Below are 1,389 nucleotides of genomic sequence, written 5' to 3'. Positions count from 1 at the left end.
GCGTGGTGGTTCTGCCGGCCGGTGCCGGCTCTTCCACTTCGAGGTCCTCGGTCGTGCCCGTGGGGCTGGGTCGTCAGGTCGTGACAACGGCTGGTGGCCCGGTCGCGGTGGACCACAGCAGTTCCCAGCCTGGGGTCCATGGCCAGTGCTTGGGCAGGTGCAGGATCAGGCGTCGGCCAGTGGCTGCGATCCGGGCGGGGATGTTGATGATCTTGGTGCGCAGGGTTGCCCAACGGGCGGTCCGCATCGCTGCAGCGACCGCGGTGGCGCGGGCGATGTTGAACGCGATCACGGCGTGGGCGACCCAGGCGGCATTGGCCGCGTACTTCCCCGACGGCAGGTGTGCGAGCGGACCCTCTTTGAGCTCGGCGATGACCTGCTCGACCAGCGCGTGGTCACGGTGGCGTTGATCGGCCTCGATGGTGGTCAGGGTGTTGTTGGTGATGAAGGCGTGGTGGCGGTAGGTCGCGAACAGCTCGCACTGCTCGGTCCGGTCACCGGCCAGGGGCTGAAGCCGCTTGACCCGTCGCACGACCAGCCGGCACGGCACGTGCTCGTGTTTGCGGCGGCCGGTGAATGCGACGAAGTCGATCTCGGCGACCTCGGCGTCGGACACCCAGCGCTGCTCGGCTTCCTCAAAGACCGCGTTCGGGTATGCGATGGCCTGCCAGGCGTCGTCGGGGATGCTGGCGATCGCCGCGGTCACGCTCGGTGTCATCCGCGCGGTCACCGAGAACCACGTCTTGTGCCGCAGCGCGGTGCCGACGAACGCGTGCCCGTAGTAGGCCGAGTCCGCACGGGCCAGGATCCGACCGGTCACGCCAGCGGCGCGGGCGGTCTTGATCGCCTGGGCCAACAACCTCCCGACACCGGTCGCCGATGAGGTGTTGCCCTTGCGGAGTCGGGCGCGAGCGATGACCGGTGCCGCGGTCGGAGTCGAGATCGTGGCGAGCTGGACGTTGAGGCCGCGCTGGCCGGTGTAGCCGAACGCGGCGCCCTGCTTGGCGTAGCCGTGGACCTCACGGACGGTGTCATCGACATCGAGGAACGCGACCCCCTCCCCGCCCGCGACCAGGTCGGGCACCCGGGTCGCGAGTCCGGCCAGCAGCCCGGCGCTGATCTTGTCGAGCTGCTGCACGTGGCCATGGGTGAACGAACGCAGGAACGTGCCCAGCGTCGACGGCGCACGCACCCCGCCGAAGAGCCGGCCCATCCCGCCGTGGCGCAGCAGGTCGAGGTCGTCGATGCTGTCGGCACCGGCGAGCATCCCGCTGACCACCGACGCGGTCTTCGCAGACGCGTTGGGCGACGCGACGCTCAGCCCGTCGAGCAGGTCGTGGAACCCGGCCGACTCAGCCAACCGAAGCGCCGGGACCAGCCCCGCGGCCG

The 1,389-nt window shown here is 70.3% G+C and carries 1 protein-coding gene; it reads right to left on the bottom strand.

Features of this window, described 5'->3' with window-relative positions:
* Positions 1–73: 73 nt before the first annotated feature.
* Positions 74–1,378: an IS1380 family transposase gene (locus tag ACYVKX_RS23270; protein ID WP_460836096.1), complete on the bottom strand. Its 1,305-nt coding sequence runs from the start codon at positions 1,376–1,378 to the stop codon at positions 74–76.
* Positions 1,379–1,389 lie beyond the last annotated feature (11 nt).

Source organism: Nocardioides hungaricus (genome assembly GCF_054782915.1).
Note: the sequence above shows the minus strand (reverse complement) of the source record. Positions and strands in the feature narration are given on the sequence as shown.